At 46.2% G+C, this 21,351-nt stretch carries 21 protein-coding genes; 11 read left to right on the top strand and 10 right to left on the bottom strand.

Annotated elements, in window-relative coordinates:
* Positions 1 to 95: 95 nt before the first annotated feature.
* Positions 96 to 428, bottom strand: a complete 333-nt coding sequence (locus QUB66_RS10440) for a DUF6825 family protein (RefSeq protein WP_265235666.1) — start codon at positions 426 to 428, stop codon at positions 96 to 98.
* 521 nt (positions 429 to 949) lie between these two features.
* Positions 950 to 2,530: a serine/threonine protein kinase gene (locus QUB66_RS10445; RefSeq protein ID WP_332969838.1), complete on the bottom strand. Its 1,581-nt coding sequence runs from the start codon at positions 2,528 to 2,530 to the stop codon at positions 950 to 952.
* 723 nt (positions 2,531 to 3,253) lie between these two features.
* Between QUB66_RS10445 and QUB66_RS10450 the strand changes: the two genes are divergently transcribed.
* Complete coding sequence (locus QUB66_RS10450; protein WP_265235668.1) at positions 3,254 to 4,735, top strand: SulP family inorganic anion transporter; 1,482 nt, start codon at positions 3,254 to 3,256, stop codon at positions 4,733 to 4,735.
* A gap of 334 nt (positions 4,736 to 5,069) precedes the next feature.
* On the opposite strand, the gene QUB66_RS10455 is transcribed toward QUB66_RS10450, so the two are convergent.
* Positions 5,070 to 5,525: a DUF2127 domain-containing protein gene (locus tag QUB66_RS10455; protein ID WP_265235669.1), complete on the bottom strand. Its 456-nt coding sequence runs from the start codon at positions 5,523 to 5,525 to the stop codon at positions 5,070 to 5,072.
* A gap of 24 nt (positions 5,526 to 5,549) precedes the next feature.
* Between QUB66_RS10455 and QUB66_RS10460 the strand changes: the two genes are divergently transcribed.
* Complete coding sequence (locus QUB66_RS10460; protein WP_265235670.1) at positions 5,550 to 5,711, top strand: hypothetical protein; 162 nt, start codon at positions 5,550 to 5,552, stop codon at positions 5,709 to 5,711.
* Positions 5,712 to 5,878: 167 nt separating this feature from the next.
* On the opposite strand, the gene QUB66_RS10465 is transcribed toward QUB66_RS10460, so the two are convergent.
* Positions 5,879 to 8,734: a CBS domain-containing protein gene (locus QUB66_RS10465; RefSeq protein WP_332969837.1), complete on the bottom strand. Its 2,856-nt coding sequence runs from the start codon at positions 8,732 to 8,734 to the stop codon at positions 5,879 to 5,881.
* A gap of 442 nt (positions 8,735 to 9,176) precedes the next feature.
* Between QUB66_RS10465 and psbZ the strand changes: the two genes are divergently transcribed.
* The 5 genes from psbZ (at position 9,177) to rimO (ending at position 12,849) form a co-directional block, all read left to right on the top strand.
* Positions 9,177 to 9,368 carry a photosystem II reaction center protein PsbZ gene (gene psbZ, locus QUB66_RS10470; protein WP_106148334.1) on the top strand — a complete coding sequence of 64 codons (192 nt, stop codon included), beginning with the start codon at positions 9,177 to 9,179 and terminating at the stop codon, positions 9,366 to 9,368.
* Between the two features lie 231 nt (positions 9,369 to 9,599).
* Positions 9,600 to 10,187, top strand: coding sequence for a 6,7-dimethyl-8-ribityllumazine synthase (gene ribH, locus QUB66_RS10475; protein WP_332969835.1), 588 nt, complete (start codon positions 9,600 to 9,602; stop codon positions 10,185 to 10,187).
* Positions 10,188 to 10,285: 98 nt separating this feature from the next.
* Positions 10,286 to 10,537: a Uma2 family endonuclease gene (locus QUB66_RS10480; RefSeq protein ID WP_332971233.1), complete on the top strand. Its 252-nt coding sequence runs from the start codon at positions 10,286 to 10,288 to the stop codon at positions 10,535 to 10,537.
* Positions 10,538 to 10,751: 214 nt separating this feature from the next.
* Positions 10,752 to 11,375, top strand: a complete 624-nt coding sequence (locus QUB66_RS10485) for a Uma2 family endonuclease (RefSeq protein ID WP_332969834.1) — start codon at positions 10,752 to 10,754, stop codon at positions 11,373 to 11,375.
* 157 nt (positions 11,376 to 11,532) lie between these two features.
* Complete coding sequence (gene rimO, locus QUB66_RS10490) at positions 11,533 to 12,849, top strand: 30S ribosomal protein S12 methylthiotransferase RimO (RefSeq protein WP_332969832.1); 1,317 nt, start codon at positions 11,533 to 11,535, stop codon at positions 12,847 to 12,849.
* Here the strand turns inward: rimO and QUB66_RS10495 are convergent.
* Positions 12,811 to 13,065: a hypothetical protein gene (locus QUB66_RS10495; RefSeq protein WP_265235678.1), complete on the bottom strand. Its 255-nt coding sequence runs from the start codon at positions 13,063 to 13,065 to the stop codon at positions 12,811 to 12,813. The genes rimO and QUB66_RS10495 overlap by 39 nt on opposite strands.
* Positions 13,066 to 13,781: 716 nt before the next feature.
* Between QUB66_RS10495 and QUB66_RS10500 the strand changes: the two genes are divergently transcribed.
* Together QUB66_RS10500 and QUB66_RS10505 are read left to right on the top strand one after the other, a co-directional pair.
* Positions 13,782 to 15,254, top strand: coding sequence for a DEAD/DEAH box helicase (locus QUB66_RS10500; RefSeq protein WP_265235679.1), 1,473 nt, complete (start codon positions 13,782 to 13,784; stop codon positions 15,252 to 15,254).
* A 162-nt stretch (positions 15,255 to 15,416) separates the two neighbouring features.
* Positions 15,417 to 15,572, top strand: a complete 156-nt coding sequence (locus QUB66_RS10505; RefSeq protein ID WP_332969831.1) for a hypothetical protein — start codon at positions 15,417 to 15,419, stop codon at positions 15,570 to 15,572.
* Positions 15,573 to 15,780: 208 nt separating this feature from the next.
* Here the strand turns inward: QUB66_RS10505 and QUB66_RS10510 are convergent, their stop codons facing one another.
* The 3 genes from QUB66_RS10510 to QUB66_RS10520 form a co-directional block, all read right to left on the bottom strand.
* A complete protein-coding gene (locus tag QUB66_RS10510; protein WP_265235681.1) occupies positions 15,781 to 16,020 on the bottom strand; it encodes a YgiT-type zinc finger protein in 240 nt (79 codons plus the stop codon).
* Complete coding sequence (locus QUB66_RS10515) at positions 16,017 to 16,280, bottom strand: DUF4258 domain-containing protein (RefSeq protein WP_332969830.1); 264 nt, start codon at positions 16,278 to 16,280, stop codon at positions 16,017 to 16,019. Before QUB66_RS10515 ends, QUB66_RS10510 begins: the two co-directional genes overlap by 4 nt.
* A gap of 278 nt (positions 16,281 to 16,558) precedes the next feature.
* The gene (locus QUB66_RS10520; RefSeq protein ID WP_332969829.1) at positions 16,559 to 17,119 is read right to left on the bottom strand and encodes a hypothetical protein; all 561 of its coding nucleotides are present in this window, start codon (positions 17,117 to 17,119) and stop codon (positions 16,559 to 16,561) included.
* Positions 17,120 to 17,438: 319 nt separating this feature from the next.
* On the opposite strand from QUB66_RS10520, the gene QUB66_RS10525 reads away from it, so the two are divergent.
* Positions 17,439 to 18,638 (top strand): Coenzyme F420 hydrogenase/dehydrogenase, beta subunit C-terminal domain, encoded by a 1,200-nt coding sequence (locus tag QUB66_RS10525; protein ID WP_332969827.1) that lies wholly within the window; start codon positions 17,439 to 17,441, stop codon positions 18,636 to 18,638.
* A gap of 95 nt (positions 18,639 to 18,733) precedes the next feature.
* Entirely contained in the window at positions 18,734 to 20,257 is a 1,524-nt protein-coding gene (locus tag QUB66_RS10530; protein WP_332969826.1) for a leucine-rich repeat domain-containing protein, read from the top strand.
* A gap of 110 nt (positions 20,258 to 20,367) precedes the next feature.
* Here the strand turns inward: QUB66_RS10530 and QUB66_RS10535 are convergent, their stop codons facing one another.
* Entirely contained in the window at positions 20,368 to 20,739 is a 372-nt protein-coding gene (locus QUB66_RS10535) for a DUF2237 family protein (RefSeq protein WP_332969825.1), read from the bottom strand.
* A gap of 52 nt (positions 20,740 to 20,791) precedes the next feature.
* Positions 20,792 to 21,253, bottom strand: coding sequence for a GNAT family N-acetyltransferase (locus QUB66_RS10540; protein WP_332969824.1), 462 nt, complete (start codon positions 21,251 to 21,253; stop codon positions 20,792 to 20,794).
* Positions 21,254 to 21,351 lie beyond the last annotated feature (98 nt).

Genomic DNA, 21,351 nt, shown 5'->3' on the forward strand with positions numbered 1-21,351 from the left:
CTATTGTTTTTTTGCAATGACCTACTTAGGAGCGCAGGAGCGCATTGCTTTGCGCTCACGTAGTCGTAAATAATAGTTGTTGCGGTCGGATCTTTTTAAGGCAAACTGCTGCGGTAGCGCTGTAATTCCGATCGCACCAGGGCGACTTCGGCGCGCAGTTCGTCAATGGTGACTTGCAAGTCGGCGGGATGGATGTCTTGAATGGTAGTGGTGCTGGTTGCAGTGCCTCTGGTCTGCATTGCTTCATCCGCAGATCGATTTGCGCGTTCTACAACTCGATCGGTGAACTGGCGCAGGCGTTCTCTTTGTTCGGCATCAAATTTGCCGAGTTCGGAGAAAGCGTTGGTTGCTGCGCTTTCTAATTGCTCGTATAGTGCTTCGGCAACTGCTCTGCCTACAAAAAAAGCATGAACTGGTGGTTTACTCATAAAAAAATCTCTGTGCGCTTCCGCAACAAATTATAACTTGATTCTCCCCGATGGTGCTTGTTCCCAAAGAAAGGAAGTTTGCCGGAAATGATCTACTGCCCGGAGCGTAGCCGGGAAACAAACAATTTTTTTCATGGTTCGCGATCGCACATAGGGCCCCACCACGGTAAATCGGTGCATTCTCAGCTCTGGTGTTACTAAAGGCTTTCTCAAGCTTAGTAGGGTTGGCAGAACTAATGCGCGATATCACACAACGCAGGCCATCGTGCTTCAATGTTAACATAATTTATAACTAAATATCAAATATTTATACGTTTTATTTTGCGTGGGATTCAGAGTGCTTAGGGAATAGGAAATATTCGATAAATTCCGGCATAGGCTGTTGCTATTTTATGAGCTGATCGCAGGTTGTGCGAGATGATCCGTGGTGCGGAATGGCGTTATTTTATCCACAATCGATTGATATTTACTCACTCCTCAAAGCAAGTATTAGTCCGCCCTTTTAACCAACAAAAAGAATACTAATTTGTCGCCGGTTCAGGAAACGGCACTGTTGGTTCTGCAACAGGGGGCGGGGAGTAAGGTGCGATCGAAGTATCGGAATTGCTGCCGCTTTGGCTTGGTATTGGCGGTTCGGCCGATCCTACAACCGGTGATGGTATTGTTGGCGCGGATTCTTCCTGTGGAAAAGCTTCAGAACTCTTGGGAGCAGACGGGGCTGGTGCGGGTACGGGAGAAGAGTATCTGCGGGGTTCGGGCGGCAGAGGCGGAACTTCTGGTACTGGTGCGGATGCTGCTTCGGGTGCTGGCTGGATTTCAGTTTTAGGTTCTGGAATGGGGTACTCAGAGATCTGCGCTTGGGGATCGGGCGTTGGGGATGCTGAAGGTTCCGCTTGGGGCTCTGGGGCGGGAGTTTGCGGATTCGGGAGCGCAGAAGGTTGGGAGATGGCTGTTGAGGAGTCGATCGGTTCGGGTATGCTGCTGCTGTCTAATGTAGGCTTGGGGCCCTTGTTGAGTTGGAGCGGAACGAGAGGGCTGCTTTCGACAGACGGCTGCCTGAACATCGGCCCTGACAAATCGCGGGATTTGAGCAAATCTTCGAGAGATGGGAAGGCTTGAGTTGTCGATCCGTTGCTGCTGACACTCGTGCTGTTGTAGCGCCATGCCAGGTCAAAACCCATCCAGCCGGCAATTGCAGCCGTTACGACAAACGCTAGGAAAGTCAATTGCGGCGGGGGAGGTGCGGGCAATCGCAGACTTTGCTTGCCTGTTCTCTCTGCTGATACTCGCTCTGTTTCTTGCAGCATGGTAAGCCAATTTTCCACTGTCTGGGGGCGGTTGTCGGGGTCGGTTTCGAGTCCTTGAAGGATTGCTCGCTCGATTCGGGGGCTGAGGTTGGGCTGAAATTGCCGCAAACAAGCCAGGGGAATGCGATCGCGCAGGGGTGCTGCTACGGGCGGTACGCCGGAGAGCAAGTAGTAGAGGGTGGCTGCGATCGCATAGACATCTGTGGCCGGTGTACATTTACCGTCATAGAGGTATTGTTCGATCGGCGCGTAGCCCGGAGAAAGCAAGTTAGTGTGAGTTTGTTTGGTGCCGGCGGTAAAGTCGCGCGCAATACCGAAGTCTATCAACATTACTAGATGAGAATCATCTCGCCGGATCATATTTTCTGGGTTGATGTCTCCGTGTAGCAATCCGCTGTGGTGAACTGTACTTACGGCTGAGGCTATTTGCCGAATGTAGTGCAGAGCCTGGGCGAATGGCAGCGGCTGATCGGTTTCGACTATTTGGGCGAGGGTTTTGCCGGGAATGTAGTCCATCGCAATAAAAGACTGTCCGGCTTCTTCAAAAAAGTCAATTATCCTAACGATGTTGGAATGCTGACACCGCGACAGGCGTTGGGCTTCGGCAATAAACTGCTGCTGAAACTGGGCTGATGCTGGGTGTTGGCGCAGACTTTCGTTGAGGGTTTTGAGTACGACGGTTTGGTTTAATTGGGTGTGGGTAGCTCGGTAAGTGATGCCGAACCCTCCTCTGCCTAAAGTCGCGTTAATTTGGTAGTTGCCCTGTTGCAGGACTGTTGCTGGCGCTGAGTTCATCTTTTGTTGATGGCCGGTTCCCAAACTATGCTACCGCCTTTGGGTTATTTCGCTTTCTTTAGGACTAATATTCGATCGACCTGCGCCCTACTTTTGGCTTGATCTCTGCCATATCAATTTATCTGTAGCAGTTGTCTTAAAACTTAACACAATATTTGCCCAATAAAAATCCCGCTCTTGTGGAACGGGAAAGCCATCAGGGTGCATCTATATAACTTGACTATAACGCCTGGGGGGTATAACCCCTCTTTGCTTTATTAAATCTTTACAATCAGGCAATTTTTGTAAAGATTTAGGTTCTTATTTAAATTGTGAGCAACATTATGATCAGCAAGATTGCCGAATCGCGATCGTGAGCTTAAAAAAATAAAAAAGGATCGACTCAGTGAAGTTGGACACAAAGACATCAGAATCTGATATGATGTCACCCATGATTCCAGCTTAATCGGGAAAACATCTGAATTCAACTTGGTTAATGGAATAAAGCAGGGATTGTGAGATCGATGGTTTGTCAGAAACTCGTTAAGTTAGCAGTTAGTCCACCTTAAGAGCGGTTTAAGTTGATGGTGTCTGTGGTGAACCCACGCAGTAGAGGCGTTTGGCATCTGATAGGCATTTTTCAGAAAGTATTTCAACACAATCCAATATTTGCTAGTAGGTAACGTTCATAGGCAGTGAGCGTGGATCTACTTTTGCAGTCGATCGCTAATTAAGGAGGAACTTTTGAATATTCAAGCCCTGAAACGGGAATGGTTCTCAAATGTGAGAGCTGATATTTTGGCAGGAGCAGTGGTCGCTTTGGCACTGATTCCAGAGGCGATCGCCTTTTCAATTATTGCTGGCGTCGATCCCAAAATTGGACTGTATGCCTCATTTATCATTGCCATGACGACGGCAATCTTCGGTGGACGACCGGGCTTAATTTCAGCAGCCACAGGTTCAATGGCATTGTTAATGATCAACTTGGTGAAGGAGCACGGCTTGGAGTATTTGTTCGCCGCTACTCTTTTGACTGGAGTGTTGCAAATTCTGTTTGGGGTACTGAAATTGGGGCGACAGATGAAGTACGTGCCCCGTGCAGTAATGGTTGGATTTGTCAATGCCCTAGCGATTTTGATTTTCATGGCGCAGTTGCCGCAATTAACTAATGTACCTGTGACGGTATATGTGATTACAGCACTCTCCCTGGCAATTATCTATATCCTGCCTCGCTTTACAAAAGTAGTGCCTTCGCCATTGGTGGCAATTGTGGTGATGACTGTTGCTGCGATCGCCCTTAAACTCAATGTTCCCACCGTGGGCGACATGGGGGAATTGCCCAGTGCTTTGCCATTTTTTGCTCTACCAAAAGTACCATTAAATCTGGAAACCTTAGAGATTATCTTTCCCTACGCCTTGACACTGGCGATCGTCGGTTTGTTGGAATCATTGCTGACAGCTTCACTGCTGGATGAACTCACCGACACACCCAGCGATAAAAACCAGGAAGCTAAGGGTCAAGGCATTGCCAATATCATAACTGGGTTCTTTGGCGGGATGGCAGGGTGTGCCATGATTGGGCAATCGGTGATTAATATTCAGTCTGGTGGACGGGGAAGACTCTCAACCTTTGTTGCGGGTGTTTTTCTGCTATTTTTCATTCTTGTCTTGGGAACTTGGGTCAAGCAAATGCCGATGGCGGCCTTGGTTGCTGTGATGATTATGGTGTCGATCGGGACATTTAGCTGGGCATCGATTAAGAATATTTCCCGCACGCCTCGGAGTGAAACCGCCGTGATGATTACGACTGTTTTGATCACGGTTTTAACTCATAACTTAGCCATTGGCGTAATCGCGGGAATTGTGATGAGTACGGTGTTCTTTTCTCGCAAGATTGCCAAGTTGGTGTTTGTGGATAAAACGCTCAGTGCTGATGGCAGCCATCGCACCTATAACGTCGCTGGGCAAATTTTCTTTGTGTCAGTACATGATTTTTTAGAGGCGTTTGATTTCCAAGAAGTGGTCGATCGCGTCTCGATCGATCTTACCCATGCTCACCTATGGGATCAAGGGGCAGTTGCGGCGATCGATCGAGTAGTGATTAAATTCCGCCGTAATGGTGCAGAGGTTGATCTGATTGGGTTGAATGAAGCAAGTGCCACATTGATCGATCGATTGGCCATACACAACAGCCCCGATGCGGTGAAAGAAATGTCAGGACATTAAAACCAATGGCTTAAATAGGTCGGCGCTGTAAAACGCAACTATGTAAACGATCGTCAAGTATAAAAATGCCAAGAAAGCAGGACTAGGAGACGCTATTTATATACAGTTACATAGTTCAGTTTAATCCCGCCGACCTACTTATGTAACAGAGCAAGACATCAGCCTACTATTGAAGATGCTGGCATCGCATCCAGGGAGTGTCTTCTCAATTAACTCAACTTTAATAGGCTTGAATTGCCTAAATATGCGATCGAACTGTTAACCGCAGATTTCAAGCGAATAAACACTGATAAACGCAAATAATTCAATAATTAAAATTGAGTGGAACTCAAGTTTAATATTTCTTGCCGTGCTTCGGCAAATGGTGCAGCAAATACCATAACACGGCTATATTTGCCATAAGTACGACTAACTTAAGTACGGTGACACCCTGAAATAACTCATATATTTCTGGCGGAATACTGATTCCTACTAGCACTAATACTAAAATTGTTGCCCAGCCTTTTTCGCACCACAAGCCAACAGCTTCAACAGCAGTCAAACCTGCATACACTGCGGCAGCAAGTCCGCTAAATAGTAAAGTTTTAGTTTTGAGCATGAGAATTTTGTCTAACAAAAATTCAACAATTTGAAGTTTTGATTCTAAGAAGAAAGATTCTGAAAAATCTTCCAAGGCTTGATGATTTTTTAGTGCTAAAAGCAAAGCGATTGAAGTTACTGTTAAGAGGGCAGCGACAAAACTTTTGTAAAGGACAATTGCGATCAAAGCTGGAGGACGCTGTTTTTTCACGTAAATTCTAGAAATATTAATAATTTGCGATCGGTTTGTGAAGGAAGAAGGAAGAAGGAAGAAGGAAGAAGGAAGAAGGAAGAAGGAAGAAGGAAGAAGGAAGAAGGAATTAAGAATGTCCTAAGCTGTTGCACATTTAAATTGTATATTCGGGGCAGCGTCGAAGCCCACCCCACAGGAGTTTGACTATTTTTCGACATACGATTTAAATGCAAAACAGCTTAACCGAAAGCACAGGGGATTTAAACCCCCACTTTTAGGTGGATTGTTTTTAGGCACGGGCTTAAATCCCCTGCCTAAAAACTTCACTGTCAACTGTCAACTGTCAACTGTCAACTGTTAAGCACACCATGCTAAGATTGAGGATAATGTTGTACTAAGAAAGAGATGGCAGTAGCCCGATCGCCCAAATGACCATCCAACGCAGCAGCCAACAAATCATCCAACATCCGTTTAAACCCAGGCCCCGGCTTGTAACCCAATGCCTTCAAGTCGTTGCCGTTTAAAGGCGACTCAACATTTACCCACAGAGTGAGATATTCCCAAATCTGGCGACGGATACTTCGGGGGCTTTGTAGGGCGATCGCAATTAACAGCGGCAACTCATAATTCCTCAACAGAAACACCAATTGACTCGGTAACTTACACTTCGGCAAATTCTCTGCTAATTCCTGATTTCCAGCTTCCAAAACTTCCAGCCGTTTAATACTGTCAGCAGGTAACTGAACATTTCCCGCTACCTTAACCCGATATTCCGGTGCTAAATAAGCGATCAAAACTTCCAGCCGCATCAGCCAATCAGGAATATTGATAACTGGGAATTGGGAATTTGTAATTGGGAATTGGGAATTGGCAATAGTTGCTTCTTTCAACATCAATCCGTTAAATCCCGTACTTTGCTCGTTGCCGAACTTCCGGCCATTCAAACATCGATCGAGCAAACGCAACCTGCGCCACAATTCGCGATCCAAATCCAAAGTAGGATGAATACAGCGCAAAGCCTGCAAATCTCCCAGCATTTGTAAAGCAGCCTGCCAATAAGGAGCTTGCAAAATGTACTTTAACTCACTTTTCAGCCGAGTTTCTAAAGCCGGAGCTCTGCCATTTTCTCCCTGAATCCGGTAATAAATCCCACTTTCCAAAGCGTTGCGGATGTATCCTTCAGTCTGCGACTCAATGGAAAATCCCAGCCGCACCGCAAACCGCACAGCCCGATAAATTCGCGTCGGATCTTCGATAAAACTATTGGCGTGCAAAACTCGAATTTGGCGCGCTTCCAAGTCTAGCAAACCGCCAAAAAAATCTAACAATTCGCCACTGCGAGGCACACCCAACCGCACAGCCAGCGCATTAATTGTAAAATCTCGGCGGTACAAATCTTGGCGAATCGAACTCGCTTCAACTTCAGGATTTGCAGCCGGATAAGGGTAAAATTCAGTACGAGCCGTAGCGATATCCAGCCACAGCGAGCCGAAAGCCGAGTCTTTGTGCCATAAAAGCGCGGCGGTTTGAAATTGACCGTGAACGTCTAAACGCGAGTCTGGGTAAAGCTTTTGCAGCGATGCAGCTAACTCTACTCCAGCACCTGAATCGTCGGTGCCGCAGTTGCCATCGACTACCAAATCAATATCAGTGAGTGCCAGTTTATCATCCGTGGCTAACAGTAAATCCCGGACTGCTCCACCGACAATATAAAGTTGCCAGCCGCGTTCTTGGGCAATATTGGCTGCGATCGACAATAATTGCCATAATTCGCTACTAATGCCCGATCGCAACAACTGCTCAACCGATTCGGGCATGGGACAATTAGACAACTCAGTATTACTGCCGCTATCTCGCGCCTTTTGCTGGTGCAACTCCCGCAATACATCAGTGCGAGTCACAATTCCCACCAGTTGGCCGTTTTCCAATACTGGCAAACGCCCGATATCGTATGTCACCATTAAAGCTTCAATTTCTGGCAGCAAGGTATCCGGGGCGATGGTTTTGAGCTGCGGAGTCATGTAACCCTTAACTGGGGCGTGACTGAAACCGTGGTGCAAGGCAATGTCAATGTCGCGGCGCGAGATAATCCCGGTAAGCCGATCGCCCGTATCGACCACCGAAAGCCCAGAATGTCCGTAGCGTAGGAGGATACGGTGAGCTTCCCCCACCGAAGTTTCCGGGCGAATGCTCCGCACTGGAGATGACATTAATTCGCGGGCGGTTGGAGGATGGGGGATTTGAGCTTTGAGTTGGTCGGCTAATTGATTCAAAGTCAGCAGCGGATCAACATCCCGTGTAGCGAGGGATGCGGCGCGGGCGTGGCCTCCGCCGCCGAGGGGTTTGAATAATTCGCTGAGGTTTGTGCCTTCGATGCGCGATCGACCGATAATAGCTAAGCGGTTGGAAACTGGCGATTCAGCAATGTTGCGGTTGTCATTTTCGCTAAAGTTATAAACATTACCTAAAAGTAGAGCATCGGTTTCAGTCAAATCCAGCAAGCGAGAAGCCAGCGCCGAAAGTCCGGGAACATAAGATTCAGTAGATAGTAATACTGAAGCTACTGTATAACCATGCAAGGTTTGCGATCGCAAATTCTCCAATGCTTCTCTCAGCAAATCCTGCAATTGCGGAGACAAACCGGGTTCTACATATTCCGCGATTACCCGCAAACTTGCTCCCTGTTCCATTAACCACGCTAAAGCCATTGCATCTCGCGCGGTTGCGCCCTCAAAGGTGAGGGAACCTGTATCGACGTGGATACCGAGGGCCATGACTGTGGCTTCCGAAGGTAAAAGCTGGGACACTGTATCGCCATTTTCGGCTGCATTTTTGAGCTTTTCCCGCAGTTGTTCGACAATTAATGTGGTGGTTGCGCCAACTGCTTCAATCTGTGTCACCGTGGCGGGGATGTCCAAATCAGCTTGTAGGTGGTGATCAAAAACGGCTATTTCGTTGAGGTGTGGCAAGTCTAGCCATTCGGCGGCTTTTCCTAGTCGATCACGCTGTGAGGCATCCACTATACTAATAGATCGAATTTGTTGCGGATTGACCGATCGACGTTCAATCAGCGGATACTCGTCGCGGTGTAGCGCCAAAAAATCTCGCACCGTCGGGTGACAACCGCCAGTCAGCACGATTCTGCTACCGGGGCGCAGCACGCAAAGTCCCACCGCCGCGCCCAAGCTGTCAAAATCTGCTGTTGTGTGGCACAAAACTAAGTCCATAGCCGAAAATCTCGCATCTCTCACTCCCACACTAGCAATTTCTGGTGCTCGGATACCGGATCGGGCGATCGGGCTTTAACATGACTTACGCATGGGCTAGAAACCGGGTTTCTACGAAAAATTGGCGACAAGGAACGATAAATCACGAAAGAAACCCGGTTTCTGAGGTTGCAAGTGCGTCCTGGACTGTTTAATATAAGCTTCAGCCAGTATCGAATCCAGTTTTCTGTGCTGCGAACAATGATAAAATTGATAAAAATCTCAAGAGCTACTAAGGCCTGTTCGCGCCATGCTCGAATTTGCACAGTCTCTTTCGTATCAATCAACCGACAATTTCTCGATCGACCATCTGGAAATTGTCAAAAACTATAATCTGGAATGTTTTGCCAGGTTATGACAAACTATTTCTCGTCCACGCACGGTTATATCAAAAGGAGAAAAGATGTTATCAATTCTGTTTCAAGTGGTTTTACTAGGTCTCGTGCTACTGTCTTTTGTGATGGTTGTTGGCGTGCCAGTTGCCTATGCCTCTCCCCAAAACTGGAATCAGTCTAAAACGCTGATTTATGCTGGTTCTGGTCTCTGGTTCTTACTGGTTATTGCAGTCGGTGTCTTAAACTTTTTGGTAGTTTAATTTCGCCTAAGACTATCGAAAAAAGAAGGTAAAAGATAGAAGGTTGAAGGCATTAACCAGTAATTTAAAGTCATTCCGCATTCGGCAGAAGCTAGGAATTCTACAGCCAGCACGACGAACCTGTATATTTTTGCACTTGAAATTAAGATGAGATGTTTCAGCTTTCTAACTTTTGCCTTCTCGCCAACAAAAAACTAAAATCTAAAACCTAAAATCTAAACTAGAAACACTATGACTGTTTTCGAGGGAACTTTTACTCAAACAGAATCTTTACGATTTGCGATTGTGATCGGTCGTTTTAATGATTTGATTGTCAACAAACTTTTGGAAGGATGTCAAGATTGTTTGAAACGCCACGGGGTTGATATTAATCCTGAGGGGAATCAAGTTGATTTTTATTGGGTTCCGGGATGTTTTGAGATTCCATTGGTGGCGCGCAAAGCTGCTCTTTCTGGCCGCTACGATGCGGTAATCTGTCTGGGTGCGGTAATTCGCGGCCAAACTCCTCATTTCGATTTTGTAGCTGGTGAGGTTTCTAAGGGAATTGCTGCGGCTGCTTTTCAAACTGGTGTGCCGGTGATTTTTGGGGTGGTGACGACTGACACGATGCAGCAAGCTTTGGAAAGGGCGGGAATTAAGAGCAATTTGGGCTGGAATTATGCGATGAGTGCTTTGGAAATGGGCACTTTGATGCGTCAAGTTAATGGTTTGGGCGCAAACTCTTACGGGCAATTGACTGCTGCGTCTGCTACGCAAGTGCTTGCGGGTGAAGTTGGTCGGACGATCGCTCCTGATGTATCCTCGAATCAGATGGTGTAAGAAGACCGAGCACATGGAATTCGCGTCTACACAAACTTGCACCCACTAGAGAGCGGGTTGAAGAAGACCGGGCGGTTAAAATTAGTAATACTGCGGATATCTTGTTGGTAATTGAGGTTTCGGATTCTACTTTGAAGTACGATCGCAAAACTAAGTTATTTCTCTACGCGGAAGCTGGGATTTCTAATTATTGGATATTTAATTTGGTTGATAATCAACTGGAAATGTACAGCGAACCTGATCAAAAAAGACAAGGAGATTTTAATTATCGATCGCAACGAGTTGGTCTGCCCGATGAAGCTGTTGCAATTCCGGGTTTTCCCGATTTGTCTTTGGTGTTTCCAGCCTAATTTAAACATAAGATACAATCGCTCACAACGATCGATCGCGTAGATACTGATTTGAGATTTAGTCGATCTGTGCGATCGGTATTTTGATATTATGGACGCGAGATCATACCAAACTTCACTTCCTATGTCAAGGATTACGAACAACGTTGTCCTAAGTCCTTGTGTAATATTTGAGCTTTCCGCATACTAATCACCAGACAGAGGAAACCACAACATGATCCAAACCATATCCAAAACAATCACGTTTGATGAGTTCGTTGCTTGGTATCCAGAGAACTCTGTCCATAAGTACGAACTACACAATGGAGTAATTGTTGAAATGCCTTTAGGAACCGGCGACCATTCGGAAGTTACGGGTTTTATAAACTCAAAACTAGCGGTTGAAATTGACCGTCGTGAATTACCCTACTCAATTCCAGGTGACTGCCTACTCAAGCTTTCCCGTGACGAAGCAGGTTATCAGCCAGACGTAATAGTCCTAGACAGAACCGCACTTGCAAACGAGCCGCGCTGGAAAAAAGAATCTATCATCACGATGGGGTCTTCGGTGCGACTGGCTGTAGAAGTAGTCAGCACGAACTGGCAAGATGATTACCTGGTTAAAGTAGCTGATTATGAAAGACTGGGTATCCCGGAATATTGGGTTGTGGATTATGCTGCTTTGGGCGGCAGACGCTTCATTGGCAATCCGAAACAACCTACTATCTCGGTTTACCAGTTGGTTGACGGGGAATATCAAATCAACCAGTTTCAGGGAGATGACATAGTTGAGTCGCTGGCTTTTCCAGAATTGAGGTTGACGGCCGACCAGATTTTTGTCGCTGGCTTGCCGAACTAGCGAGTCGAAATTATGCTTGCGGGCGATCGATCTTCTATGTGACGATCGCATACGGACACGACAACAGTCGATAGCTTTCACTTACACATTGCAGATTATCAAATTGTGTGATAACATAAAACGTTCTTGAAAATAGCGCAACACTAAAAATTACTTCATGGCAACGAAGCCAACGATCGCATTTACCCACCTCGGCTGCGAAAAAAATCGCATAGATACCGAACACATGATTGGCTTGCTGGCTCAAGCGGGCTATCAAGTAGATTCTAATGAAGAATTAGCCGATTATGTTGTAGTCAATACTTGCAGTTTTATCCAAGCTGCGCGAGAAGAGTCAGTCCGCACTTTGGTCGAATTGGCAGAAGCTAATAAAAAAGTAGTCATCACTGGCTGCATGGCACAGCATTTTCAACAACAATTGCTGGATGAATTGCCAGAAGCAGTCGCAATTGTCGGCACTGGCGATTATCATAAAATAGTTGATGTGATGCAGCGGGTCGAAAAGGGCGATCGAGTTTCCCTCGTCTCTAGCGAACCTACTTACATCGCTGACGAAACTACTCCCCGCTACCGCACGACATCTGAGGGTGTCGCTTATCTGCGAATAGCAGAAGGCTGTGACTACCGCTGTGCATTTTGCATTATCCCCCACTTGCGCGGAAATCAACGATCGCGCACGATCGAATCTATTGTCGCCGAAGCTAAGCAATTAGCGTCGGAAGGTGTCAAAGAAATTATCTTAATTTCTCAAATTACCACCAACTACGGCAAAGATATCTATGGCGAACCGAAGCTAGCCGAACTACTGCGCGCTTTGGGTGAAGTAGATGTACCCTGGATTCGGATGCACTACGCATATCCTACAGGTTTGACTCCGCAAGTTGTGGCGGCAATCTGCGAAACGCCCAACGTTTTGCCATACTTGGATTTACCTCTGCAACATTCGCACCCGGAAATTCTGCGGGCGATGAACAGACCTTTTCAAGCTGGGATTAATGATGCTATAGTCGATCGGCTCAAAGCAGCAATTCCCAACGCCGTGATGCGAACAACTTTTATTGTTGGCTTCCCCGGCGAAACCGACGAACACGCAGCACACTTGCTGGAATTTGTCAAGCGCCACGAATTCGATCACGTCGGAGTATTCACATTTTCCGCCGAAGAAGGTACTCCAGCCTTCAGCTTGCCAAATCAACTGCCAGCAGAAAAAATGGAAATTTGGCGCGATTCGGTAATGGCGGCACAACAACCTATATCATTGAAGAAGAATCAAGAATCTGTCGGTCAGGTAGTTGATGTCCTGATAGAACAAGAACAGCCAGAGACAGGTGAGTTGATTGGTAGATCCGCCAGATTTTCCCCAGAAGTAGATGGACTCGTCTATGTGACAGGAGAAGCACGGCTGGGATCGATCGTACCTGTGAAAATTACGAGTTCAGATGTCTACGACCTCTACGGTCAAGTAGAAGTATAGCTCGAACTGTCCCGCCCGCCAAAGCAGCATCAGCCCCGCGCTAAGAGTGTAGCCTCGCGTCGGGATGAGTGCCAGTGAGTTGACGATTCCACTCCCGCGAGTCGAATTCCAAGCCGTGCTGTGGAACAGCGACGGGGTGGATGAGGAAACGAGCAATTCTTCTGATAAAATTGGTACATCTTGACAACCAATGCCGTAAGCGAAAACCAAGCTCATAGGTACGTGTTGCCAGAAAAAGTATGGGTCTTGGGAACCAGGACTCCTGCCCTTGGAGGCAATGTAAGACCAATAGAATTACGGAGTTCTGGCGGCTGTTGCCAATGAATTGGGAAGCCCGTGCTGTACCGCAGGTCACCGTCGGGTAGTTCACTGTTTTGTTTCTGAATGTAAAGAGTTATGCTAATATAAAGTCAGAAACCAGCGGGGATGATTTGAGATTGCTTCGCCGTCCGCCCTACACCACAACGGTATCCCGAAAGAGTGTTGAGATGGATAGGCGGTAACGGTCGCTGCATCCCCTGTTGAATCCCGCAGGCGACGGATTGCGGGATAGCGCCTGAACTAACAAACCTGTAACTACTAATATGTAGTGCAGTTCAGTGGGGCTGGTCATCATCCTCACTATAAAATGCCCTAGAGAGAAAGCTTGCAAGTACCTCAAAGGAAGTCCAATGTACTATTTTAAGAATGTTGGAAGTCGATAACCCGATCGCTGGCGGTTGGTATCGGTGATGTCACAAAATCAAAGACGGCTGTCGAATCGGTAAATTTAGTCACCATCGACGGAGCTGCCCTATACTCGATTGCTATTTAAAAAGGTGCGCGCAGGCGCAGCACCGTACAGAACTCATAATGAGTTCCTGCCTTATAGCAGAAATCCGCATCCGAGTTGGGCAACTTAGAAGGCTAAGGACTCGTTATTAGGAGCATTAATGAATTTATTGTTTGAAGGCTTGGGTCTTTCGGAAGAACTCGTTCTCCATCTGGAAACACTCGGCTTTACAGAACCTACTCCCATCCAAGTACAAGCCATTCCACACCTGTTAGCAGGTCGCGATGTTGTGGGTCAAGCCCAAACAGGAACTGGCAAAACGGCAGCATTTTCGTTGCCCATCTTGGAGCGGATTGATTTAGATGTAACTGCGGTGCAAGCATTGGTGCTGACACCGACTCGCGAATTGGCGATGCAGGTAACTGAAGCCATCCGCGATTTGAGCGGTATCAGCAGCGACGGCCCGGTAAAAGTCGGTCGCTCTCTGCAAGTTCTGACGGTGTACGGTGGTCAATCGATCGATCGCCAAATGCAGCGTTTGAAGCGCGGCGTTCACATCGTTGTCGGTACACCCGGACGCATACTAGATATGCTGAGCCGCGGCAGCCTGAAACTAGACAAGGTAAAATGGCTGGTTTTGGATGAAGCTGACGAAATGCTGAGCATGGGCTTTATCCAAGATGTGGAAAAAATCTTGGATGCTGCACCAAAAGATCGTCAAACGGCATTTTTCTCGGCGACGATGGAAGCTTCCATTCGGAAATTGGTAACGCGCCATTTGCGCAACCCAGTCAACGTCACCGTAGAACAGCCAAAAGCAACGCCGAAGCGGATTAGCCAAGGCGTGTACATGATTCCTCGCGGCTGGTCTAAGGCAAGAGCTCTACAGCCAATCCTAGAAATGGAAGACCCAGAATCTGCACTGATTTTTGTGCGGACGCGGCAGTCGGCGGCGGAACTTACTAGCCAACTGCAAGCAGCCGGTCACAGCGTTGACGAGTATCACGGTAATTTGAACCAAGCACAGCGGGAACGTTTGCTGCATCGGTTCCGCCAATGTCAGGTGCGCTGGGTAGTGGCGACTGATATTGCGGCGCGGGGTTTGGACGTGGATCACTTGACTCACGTGATTAACTATGACTTGCCCGATAGCGTAGAAAGCTACGTTCACCGGATCGGACGTACCGGCCGGGCTGGTCGCGAAGGAACTGCAATCACGCTGATTCAACCTGTTGATCGCCGCAAATTGCGATTGATTGAACGCCACGTGCGATCGAGCTTAACGGTGAGAAACATTCCGACACGCGCCCAAATTGAAGCGCGTCAGTTGGAAAAGATGCAGGGTAAAGTTCGCGAAGCTTTGGCTGGCGAACGGATGGCATCTTTCTTACCTCTGGTGTCTCAGTTGTCCGAAGAGTACGACGCCCACGCGATCGCCGCTGCTGCTTTGCAAATGGCCTTCGATCAAAGCCGTCCTGCTTGGATGGGCGCGGATTACGCTCAACAAGAAGATCCCCCTATTGGTGGAGAAAACAGCGTCAAGCCAATCTTGATCAAGAAGCGGGCTAAGACTGGTGCGTCGAGTAATTCTGTGGGTTCGAGCGTTCCTTCTCCCGTTCCCCAGAACAGCTAATTAGTAGGGTGCGCTGAGGCGCACTTTACTTTGAAATATGTGTAGAGATGCGATATCGCGTCTCTACATTGTTTTGTTGATCTCTCTCTTCTATTCCTCTGTGTCCTCTGCGCTCTCTGCGGTTAAATCATCCAAAAACAACCGTAAACGATGTAAATCAATATGGAAGTTAGGAATCGGACAATTTCTGTAACTAATTCTACGCTGAGCACGTTAATTGAAGAACTGGGTACTGAGTGTCAAAATGTTATTACTTTAATCCATCAGCTTCAGTTACCTGATTTGAGCGATCGACAAAAAGCTGAAATTCTAGCATAGTTCATGAGTGCTGCAATTCACCTGAACCTGCACTGTGGAGAGGATTTTCAGACACTAATTGCTGAGGAAATGGCAAAATTGTCGGATGATGATGAAGAGGATTAAGGAGATTTGGGCGATCGCGCTTCAGGAAAAAGCCACTCTATAAACTCACCGAAGTAAGGTGTATCGTGTGCATTGCGTACCTTATTTTTTAATATGTTTCGTACTAGCCTTTACCTGATGCTGAATACTCATAAAGTGGCACTGAACGTGCAGGTTTTATTTTTGTTTTGAGTAACTCTTCAATTTGTCGAACAGTCTTCGGTTTCAGGAGGATATCGCCGCAGAATATACAAACCTCTGCGGGAACTTTATCGATTACGACGATTTCACCTTGGTATCGAACAGCGTGAATGATTTCCCGCTCCTCATAAGTACCTGGACATCCTTGAATACTGCATTTCATTCTAATTGCCTCCTAGTGGTGGGAGTTATCCATTTGGGCAGTTTTGGCTCATAAACCGTGATAATAATCAGTAACGGTTGGACAGTAGTACAGACAATGTGCAAGGGACGACTATCTTGAGAAAAACCGCCGAATAAACAGCAAGCACCGCGCTGATGTTGAGGATAGTTTTCTAACAGTTGACCTCTAACTAATGCTTGAATTACTTGATCTAGTGTAATGTTTTCCTCAAGCATCTCTTGCTGTGCGTGGAGAGTCAAGCGAAGGTTATCTGCCCCGGCTTGAAAGCGTATTCACTCCTATACTGCCTCTAAATTAGTCGGCTCAAACTCACTCACGAAAGACAGATATTAAAAACACTAACATTATACTATTTTATCAGGGGCGATCGCCCGGAGGCTGAACTAAGCCCGATCGCGCATCAAGAAAAAGCCCTCCAGTCAACTCACCGAAAGGCTGAAAATTCTCATAAATAAGCAGGGCTGAAGTCCGAACGATCGAACCTGTACGCGGGATTTTTGGACTATTGTGTAATATTTTAGTTGAGCTGCGTGCCGATAATAATCTTTTGCACGCGATCGCCCTTAACTTCCAAAACCAAATTAGAAGCCTTTTGATCGTTACTGTAAGTCAACCGAGTCACTTCACCCTGCACAGATTGCGACCCATAACTGTAAGTTTTAACAATTTTTTTGCTGTTATCTCCTACCTTAATCCCATCAATTGTCACGAACTTGGGATTGGTAGTAGAAATTAAATAAACTTTGCCATCCCAGGCTGCTACTGTCAATTTTGAGTAGGTTAGCGTGCGAATCTTGCCACCGATCGCCTTACCGCCCGGTTTAGTTTCGTCGCGTTGAGGTTTTCCCAACTTACGTTTTGCCTCTTCTACAGACATCCCCAACCGCACGCCGCCAATCCCCAAGCGCGAATAGTCGATCGCCGCCGGCGTTTGTGTCGCGCCCAGCATTCTTTCTAGCACCGCAACAGTTGGATTCATCGCAGGAATCGGGCGAACTAAAGCAGCAAATCCTAAGCTAGAAATTGCCAGATTAATCATGATGCCAGCGACGGCTGTTGTCACAAACAATTTTACCATTTTTTTATACCTTTATTTGGCAGTAGATTCCTGCAATATCCTGTTATATCCGGATAAATATAATGATTGCGGGCGAATACAATTCGCTCTTACACAGCCCAAGCCCGCCTGCGAGGACTAAAACAGTAACAATATTCATCCCCAAAAATATAACATAGAGAAACCAGGTTTCTGTAGGGGGCGTACCCCCGTGTCCGCCTTGATTCGGTGTTTCTGAATACCAAACAAAGTTTTAGGTTTAATTAGCGCGACTACTGAATCGCCGGAATTGGTGTGATATCCTAACAAAAGGCGTTTCTCCATAAAATCCGCAATTTAGATGACCGCAACAGATTCTACTAAACACCAAAAATCTAAAGCCCTCAAACCCGGAAGCCGCCGCCCCGCTAAAGAGCTTTGCAGCGAATGCGGTTTGTGCGATACATATTATATCCATTATGTCAAGGAAGCTTGCGCTTTCTTAACTCAGCATATCGCAGAACTAGAAGAAGAGATTCACGGGCGATCGCGCAATCTCGACAATCCCGACGATTGGTATTTCGGCGTCAGTCAAAATATGATGGCGGCTAAGAAAAAAGAACCAATCGAGGGCGCTCAGTGGACGGGAATTGTCAGCTCAATCGCCATTGAAATGCTAGAAAAAGGCATTGTTGAAGGCGTTGTCTGCGTCCAAAACACCAAAGAAGACCGCTTTCAACCGATGCCAATAATTGCGAGAAATCGCGAAGAAATTCTCGCAGCAAAAGTCAACAAGCCAACTCTATCTCCCAACCTTTCAGTATTGGAACAAATCGAGAAGTCAGGGATGAAGCGGCTGTTAGTAATTGGCGTCGGCTGTCAAATTCAAGCTTTGCGAACAGTCGAGAAAAAACTCGGTTTAGAAAAGCTCTACGTTTTGGGAACTCCCTGTGTCGATAATGTCAGCCGCGCGGGCTTGCAGAAATTTCTAGATACGACTAGCCGCTCTCCTGAAACCGTGGTCTCTTACGAGTTTATGCAAGACTTTAACGTTCACTTCAAACACGAAGATGGTTCTACCGAAAAAGTGCCATTTTTCGGGCTGAATACTAAACAATTGAAAGATGTTTTTGCTCCTTCTTGTTTGAGCTGTTTTGACTATGTGAATTCTTTAGCAGATTTAGTTGTCGGCTACATGGGCGCACCCTTTGGCTGGCAGTGGATTGTGGTGCGAAATGACACCGGGCAAGAAATGTTAGATTTGGTAGCGGATCAGCTCAACACTCAGCCGGTGATGTCTCAAGGAAATAGAAAAGAAGCTGTTCAGCAAAGTATTCCGGCTTACGAGAAAGGGGTGACTTTACCGATGTGGGCGGCGAAGTTGATGGGTGTTTTTATTGAGAGAATTGGGCCGAAGGGTTTGGAATATGCGCGCTTTTCAATTGATTCTCATTTCACTCGCAATTATCTGTATGTGAAGCGGAATTACCCGGAGAAATTAGAAGCTCATGTGCCGGAATATGCTAAGCGGATTGTGGGACAATATAAGTTACCAGAGTGAGGCGGATAGACAGAGTTTTTAATAGCTGTTTTGCAGGGACACGGTATTGCCGTGTCTTTGTTGTATACAGTTCAGAAAATTAGAGGTACAAGATTATGACACTTATATTTGCAAACAAACATAAGAATTTACCAAAGTCGATCGCAGTTACTTGTTGTGCGATCTGTCTAGCATCATGTGGAAATAGACCTTCTGAGTTAGCCGGAGATCCGCAATCTGGAAACAATAGATCTTCGGCGTTAGTCTCTGAACCGCAACCGAAAAAAAGAGGACGAACATTTGCTGATTGGTGTCGCAAAAAAGGTTCTTTAAGTCCTGAAGTGAAACATACAGTTGAAGTGCTGTTGAAGACAGCAGGGACTACAGAGTGCGGTGTGGCAGATCGGAAACTTTCTATTCTCACGGATCTTTTCCTCGAAAACCATAAAATAAGTGACATCAAACCGCTAGAATCCTTAATTCACCTGACTCGGCTCTCCCTCGTTGGCAATCAAATCTATGACATTAAACCGCTAGAATCCTTGACTAAACTGAAGGAGCTCGTCCTCAGCAACAATCAAATCAACGACATCAAACCGCTAGAATCTTTGACTAACCTGACTGTGATCGGTCTCAATAATAATCAAATCAGCGATATCAAACCCTTGCAATCTTTGACTAACCTGAGCATTCTCAACCTCTGGAACAATCAAATCAGCGATATCAAACCCTTGCAATCTTTGACTAAACTGACTAGGCTAGAATTAACATTTAATAAAATCAACGACATCAAACCGCTAAAATCCTTGACTAAGCTGGCTAGTCTCAACCTCGGCGGCAATAAAATTAGCGACATCAAACCGCTAGAATCCTTAACTAAGCTAGCTAGTATCAACCTCGGCGGCAATAAAATTAGCGACATCAAACCGCTAAAATCCTTGACTAAGCTAACTTGGCTCGTTCTCAACCAAAATCCAATCAACGACATCAAACCGCTAGAATCTTTGACTAAGCTAGCTAGTCTCAACCTCGGCGGCAATCAAATTAGCGACATCAAACCGCTAAAATCCTTGACTAAGCTGACTTGGCTCTACCTCGGATTCAATCAAATTAGCGACATCAAACCACTAAAATCCTTGACTAACCTAACTGAGATATCCCTCAGCCAAAATCAAATTAGTGACATCAAACCGCTAGAATCCTTGACTAACCTAACTGAGATATCCCTCAGCCAAAATCAAATCAGCGACATTAAACCATTGCAATCTTTGACTAACCTGACTGTGCTCTACCTCAGCAACAATCAAATCAGCGATATCAAACCCTTGCAATTTTTGACTAAACTGATTGGACTCAACCTCGACAACAATAAAATCAGCGATATCAAACCCTTGCAATCTTTGACTAAACTGATTGGACTCGGCCTCGATAAAAATAAAATCAGTGACATTAAACCATTGCAATCTTTGACTAAACTGATTTCGCTCCGCCTCGATAAAAATAAAATCAGCGACATTAAACCATTGCAATCTTTGACTAAACTGATTTTGCTCGACCTCAGCGGAAATCCGATCGCCCCTAAAACCTGCCCTCTAAAGCCAGAGTCTATCTGTAAGTGGGAACCACCAACTCAACCATAAAACTTTACAATGACGCCCGATCGCCCTTAAATATTCAGTCGCGAAGGATAAATTGGGTATTTATCAGAAAAACCCGATCGCCCTTATGGACTAAAAGCGATCGCACATTCCTACAAATCAGCAGCGTGTTCCTTCAATTCGTCCAAAGAAACGTATTCCAAAGTTAAAACGTGAGTCGCTGACAAAACCACGCGCGGCGCACATCCAGCATCCATTGCTTCCTTCCAACGAGAAGCGCACAAACACCAACAATCTCCAGGCTTCAAACCTGGGAAATTAAATGCGGGTACGGGAGTGTTCAAATCATTTCCGTTGGATTTGGTGAATTGCAAAAAGTCTTCTGTCAGTTGAGCACAAACGGTGTGAGCTCCAAAATCACCGCCACCAGTATTGCATTTGCCGTCCCGATAATAGCCTGTCATCGGCGACGTGCAGCAAGTTTCTAATTTTCCACCCAGAACATTTGTAGCTTCCGTCACCATCGCAACTCCTCCGCAAAACTCTTCGATCTAATTTTACACAAAAGGTTGTTGTTTATAGATATTTTTCCATGACAAAGTTGATGAATTTTTGACCCATCCGTTCTACTTCTTGCTTTCTAATCACCATAAATCCCCGGCTTTCAAAAAAAGCTCTGGCTGTAATGCTGGCTTCGGCAAATAACTTTTTAAGTCCTAAGTCTTGGGCTTTTGACTCAATTCGTGTTACAATTAGCTTGCCAACTCCTTGTCTTTGAAAGTCTTTGTGACAGTAAAAGCGATCGATATGGCCGTTGGTTTCTAATTCTCCAAAACCTGCGATTGTATCGCCTTCTTCTGCTACAAAAGTAAATTTACTGCTTAAGCTTTGCATCCAAATTTCAATGTCGGTGTCTGCCGGTGCCCAAGCATCTACTTGGGCTGTTGTGTAATCGCGGATATTGACTTCGTGCACGGTGTCATAGAACAGTTTGACAATTTTTTCGGTGTCGCTGATTTCGTAGGTTCGGATTTTCATAATCATTCAGGTGCTAATTCGCAGGATTGGCGGGTTTTTTAGGAATATTGATTGCGGTGTTTGGGATTGTGTACTCAATCCGCCCCGACAAATCGACT

This window comes from Microcoleus sp. A2-C3 (assembly GCF_036706065.1).
Lineage (GTDB): Bacteria > Cyanobacteriota > Cyanobacteriia > Cyanobacteriales > Microcoleaceae > Microcoleus.

Coding starts and splice junctions, on each gene's coding strand:
- QUB66_RS10440 (WP_265235666.1), bottom strand. CDS start 428: ATGAGTAAACCACCAGTTCATGCTTTTTTTGTAGGCAGAGCAGTTGCC.
- QUB66_RS10445 (WP_332969838.1), bottom strand. CDS start 2,530: ATGAACTCAGCGCCAGCAACAGTCCTGCAACAGGGCAACTACCAAATT.
- QUB66_RS10465 (WP_332969837.1), bottom strand. CDS start 8,734: ATGGACTTAGTTTTGTGCCACACAACAGCAGATTTTGACAGCTTGGGC.
- psbZ (WP_106148334.1), top strand. CDS start 9,177: ATGTTATCAATTCTGTTTCAAGTGGTTTTACTAGGTCTCGTGCTACTG.
- ribH (WP_332969835.1), top strand. CDS start 9,600: ATGACTGTTTTCGAGGGAACTTTTACTCAAACAGAATCTTTACGATTT.
- QUB66_RS10485 (WP_332969834.1), top strand. CDS start 10,752: ATGATCCAAACCATATCCAAAACAATCACGTTTGATGAGTTCGTTGCT.
- rimO (WP_332969832.1), top strand. CDS start 11,533: ATGGCAACGAAGCCAACGATCGCATTTACCCACCTCGGCTGCGAAAAA.
- QUB66_RS10495 (WP_265235678.1), bottom strand. CDS start 13,065: ATGAGCTTGGTTTTCGCTTACGGCATTGGTTGTCAAGATGTACCAATT.
- QUB66_RS10500 (WP_265235679.1), top strand. CDS start 13,782: ATGAATTTATTGTTTGAAGGCTTGGGTCTTTCGGAAGAACTCGTTCTC.
- QUB66_RS10505 (WP_332969831.1), top strand. CDS start 15,417: ATGGAAGTTAGGAATCGGACAATTTCTGTAACTAATTCTACGCTGAGC.
- QUB66_RS10510 (WP_265235681.1), bottom strand. CDS start 16,020: ATGAAATGCAGTATTCAAGGATGTCCAGGTACTTATGAGGAGCGGGAA.
- QUB66_RS10520 (WP_332969829.1), bottom strand. CDS start 17,119: ATGGTAAAATTGTTTGTGACAACAGCCGTCGCTGGCATCATGATTAAT.
- QUB66_RS10525 (WP_332969827.1), top strand. CDS start 17,439: ATGACCGCAACAGATTCTACTAAACACCAAAAATCTAAAGCCCTCAAA.
- QUB66_RS10530 (WP_332969826.1), top strand. CDS start 18,734: ATGACACTTATATTTGCAAACAAACATAAGAATTTACCAAAGTCGATC.
- QUB66_RS10535 (WP_332969825.1), bottom strand. CDS start 20,739: ATGGTGACGGAAGCTACAAATGTTCTGGGTGGAAAATTAGAAACTTGC.
- QUB66_RS10540 (WP_332969824.1), bottom strand. CDS start 21,253: ATGAAAATCCGAACCTACGAAATCAGCGACACCGAAAAAATTGTCAAA.